The organism is Mycobacterium bulgaricum (assembly GCF_041287165.2).
Taxonomy (GTDB): domain Bacteria; phylum Actinomycetota; class Actinomycetes; order Mycobacteriales; family Mycobacteriaceae; genus Mycobacterium; species Mycobacterium bulgaricum.
In genome coordinates, this window is record NZ_JBGGKV020000031.1 from 1 (window position 1) to 3,802 (window position 3,802).

2 protein-coding genes and 1 tRNA gene are annotated in these 3,802 nt (G+C 64.9%); all 3 read left to right on the plus strand.

What is annotated here, in order from left to right; translation table 11 throughout:
• Positions 1-82 precede the first annotated feature (82 nt).
• Positions 83-1,471 (plus strand): FAD-binding oxidoreductase, encoded by a 1,389-nt coding sequence (locus ACAG24_RS29385; RefSeq protein ID WP_370476368.1) that lies wholly within the window; start codon positions 83-85, stop codon positions 1,469-1,471.
• An 81-nt stretch (positions 1,472-1,552) separates the two neighbouring features.
• Positions 1,553-3,508 (plus strand): molecular chaperone HtpG, encoded by a 1,956-nt coding sequence (gene htpG / locus ACAG24_RS29390; protein WP_370476370.1) that lies wholly within the window; start codon positions 1,553-1,555, stop codon positions 3,506-3,508.
• A gap of 138 nt (positions 3,509-3,646) precedes the next feature.
• A tRNA-Met gene (locus ACAG24_RS29395) sits at positions 3,647-3,723 on the plus strand.
• The last annotated feature ends 79 nt before the right edge of the window (positions 3,724-3,802 follow it).

Consider the following 3,802-nt stretch of genomic DNA (forward strand, 5'->3'; position numbering starts at 1 on the left):
CATGCAGCCTCACCCGACCCACCCGGGTCACAGCCCAACGTAACAACACGAAGTAACTGCAACTACGAACTTAAGGACACCCATGACGATGACGACCGGCCTGAGGCGCGACGAGGCGCTGCGCACCCTGCGCGACCAGGTCGCGACGCCCGTGGCGCTGCCGGGTGAACCCGGCTACGAGCGCTGCATGCCGTGGAACGTGGCGGCACCCGTGAACCCTGCGGCCGTGGTGCTGGCGACGTCGCCTGAGGACGTGGCCGGCACGGTCAGGTTCGCCGCGGCGCACGGCTTCACCGTCACGGTGCAGGCCACCGGTCACGGAGCTGTCGGCGTCGGTCCTGACACCATCCTGGTTCAGACCTCGGCGATGAAGCACGTCGAGATCGACCCGCTGAATCGTACGGCGCGGGTGGGCGCGGGAGCCCGCTGGCAGGATGTGCTCGACGTCGCCGCACCCCACGGCCTCGCTCCGCTGTGCGGTTCGGCGCCCAACGTCGGCGTCGTCGGGTTCCTGACCGGCGGAGGGATCGGTCCGTTGGTTCGGACGTTCGGTCTGTCGTCTGATCACGTGCGCTCGTTCGACGTGGTGACCGGGGAAGGTCGTCTGCTACGAGCGGCACCCGACGAGAACGCCGACCTGTTCTGGGGTCTGCGCGGTGGCAAGGCCACGCTGGGCATCGTCACCTCGGTGGAGATTGACCTACCGCAAGTGACTGAGTTCTACGGCGGCGCAGTATTTTTCGACGGTGCTGACGCCGCGGCGGTGTTGCATGCCTGGCGAAGCTGGTGCGCCGAGCTGCCCGAGTCGGTGAACACCTCGATCTCGATCCAGCAGCTGCCGCCCCTGCCGGGGGTGCCGGAGCCACTGGCGGGCCGGATGACGGTGTCCGTGCGGTACACCGCTGTGGGCGATCTGGTGGAAGCCGAGCGGCTGCTCGCCCCGATCCGGAATGTCGCTGCACCGCTGATGGATTCGGTGGGTGTGCTGCCGTACGCGGCAATAGGTGCCGTCCATGCTGATCCGCTGGACCCGATGCCGGTCAGTGAAGGTCAGGCGCTGCTGTCCGAGTTGCCCGTCGAGGCTGTTGACGCGATTCTTGCGGTGGCCGGCCCCGGTTCGCAGTCGCCGCAGGTGATCGTCGAGTTGCGGATGCTCGGGGGAGCGTTTGCGCGTGAGGCGCGGCACCGCAGCGCGTTCTGCCACCGTAACGCCGCGTTCGCGCTGACGACGATCGGAGTGTCGGCGCCCGAGATTGCCGAGAGGGTGGCCGGGCATGCGACGGCGGTGACGCAGGCCGTGTCGCCGTGGGCGACCGGCGGGCAGATGCCGAACTTCGCGCCGTCCTACGACCCGGCGCGTCCAGCGCGGGTCTACAACGAGGACACGCTGCATTGGCTGTCCGCGCTGGCAGAGCGCTACGACCCGGCTCGGGTGCTGGCGACGGGCCAGGTGATCCGTTCGGTGGTGTGACCGCAGGTAAAGGTCCCCGGCGACACTGGCTACTATTTTTCTCCCGGCATCTGAGGTCGTTTTGTCGAAGGGGAAATGCACATGGCCGCACACGTCGAGCAGCTCGAATTCCAGGCGGAGGCACGCCAACTGCTGGATCTGATGATCCACTCCGTCTACAGCAACAAGGACTCGTTCCTGCGGGAACTCATCTCGAATGCCTCTGACGCGCTGGACAAGCTGCGGCTGGAGGCCTTCCGGAACAAAGAGTTGGACGTCGACACGTCCGATCTGCACATCGAGATCGATGTGGACAAGCAGGCGCGCACTCTGACCGTGCGCGACAACGGTATCGGCATGTCGCGTGACGAGGTGGTGCGGCTGATCGGAACGTTGGCGAAGTCGGGAACGGCCGAGTTGCGCCAACAGTTGCGCGACGCCAAGGACAAGAATTCGTCCGAGGAACTCATCGGTCAGTTCGGGATCGGCTTCTATGCAAGCTTCATGGTGGCCGACCGTGTGGAGCTGCTCACCCGTAAGGCCGGTGAGAGCGGGGCGACGCGTTGGGAGTCCACCGGCGAGGGCAGCTACACCATCGAGTCGGTCGACGAGGCGGGAGACGAAGTGCCGCAGGGCACTTCGGTCACCCTTCATCTCAAACCCGAAGACCGAGAGGACCAGCTGCACGACTACACCTCGGAGTGGAAGATCCGGGAGCTCGTCAAGCAGTACTCAGACTTCATCGCATGGCCCGTCCGCATGGACGTCGAGCGCCGGACGCCGGCAACCGAAGACGGGGGCGAGGAGTCGGTGACCGTCGAGACTCAAACCCTGAACTCGATGAAGGCGCTGTGGGCCAGGCCTCGCGATGAGGTCTCGGATGAGGAGTACAGCGAGTTCTACAAGCACGTCGCCCACGCGTGGGACGAGCCGCTGGAAGTCATCGCGATGCGGGCCGAGGGCACGTTCGAGTATCAGGCGCTGCTGTTCATCCCCTCACATGCGCCGTTCGACCTGTTCAACCAGAACACCGCAGTCGGGGTGCAGCTCTATGTCAAGCGGGTCTTCATCATGGGTGACTGCGACCAATTGATGCCTCCGTATCTGCGCTTCGTCAAGGGAGTCGTCGACGCACAAGACATGTCGCTCAACGTCTCTCGCGAGATTCTTCAGCAGGATCGGCAGATCGGGGCGATCCGGCGCAGGCTCACCAAGAAGGTCCTCTCGACGATCACGGAGATGCAGAACGAGCGGCCGGAGAAGTACCGCACATTCTGGACCCAGTTCGGCAGGGTCATCAAGGAAGGCTTGCTGAGCGATGGCGACAACAAGGAGGCGTTGCTGCGCCTGTGCTCCTTCGCCTCGACCCACAGCGAGGACGAACCGACCACGCTGGCCGAGTACGTCACGCGGATGCCGGAGGGGCAGAGCCAAATCTTCTATGCGGCAGGCGAATCAAGGCAGCAGCTGCTGAATTCACCCCACCTGGAGGCGTTCAAGGCCAAGGGCTACGAGGTGCTGCTACTCACTGACCCCGTGGATGAAGTCTGGGTCGAGTCGATCCATGAATTCGACGGCAAGCCGTTGCAGTCGGTGGCCAAGGGAGAGGTGGATCTCGACTCCGAAGCCGACAAAGCCGGGCAGGAGGCCGAGCGGCAGGAGCGCGAGCAGGAGTTCGCCGACCTGACCGCCTGGCTGAAGGAAGCGCTGAGTGACCACGTCAAGGAAGTGCGGTTGTCCACCCGCCTCACCGACTCGCCGGCATGTCTGATCACCGACACCTTCGGTATCACTCCCGCGCTGGCCCGTATGTATCGGGCGTCTGGTCAGCCGGTCCCGGTCGAGAAGCGGATTCTGGAGCTCAATCCGAATCACGCCCTGATCGCCGGCCTTCGGCAGGCGCACAGCAGTCGTGGCGCCGACGACGAGTTGACCGGCACCGCTGAATTGCTCTACGGCACGGCTCTTCTCGCTGAGGGAGGGGTGCTGGAAGATCCGGCCCGCTTCGCCGGACTGCTGGCCGACCGGCTGACACGCGCGGTGGGGGACCAGTCGTAGGCCGGGCCGGATCCCGAACAAATCGGAAAGTGGCGGTCGAAAGAGCCCGGCCACGGAGGTCTGATGCCCCCTCCCGAGGCCGCTGAACAGGCGATTTGGAGGCTGCGCCGCGGCCCCGGTAACCTAGCGTTCACCCATCGCGGGGTGGAGCAGCTCGGTAGCTCGCTGGGCTCATAACCCAGAGGTCGCAGGTTCGAATCCTGTCCCCGCTACCATGTGATGTCGCAAGACATCGGAATAGCCGCGGACCTACTTTAGGTCCGCGGTTTTTTCCGTTTGGGGCCTTTGGGGGCG

Excerpts from the sequence above, each read along its gene's own strand:
- ACAG24_RS29385 (WP_370476368.1), top strand. The coding sequence starts at position 83 with ATGACGATGACGACCGGCCTGAGGCGCGACGAGGCGCTGCGCACCCTG.
- htpG (WP_370476370.1), top strand. The coding sequence starts at position 1,553 with ATGGCCGCACACGTCGAGCAGCTCGAATTCCAGGCGGAGGCACGCCAA.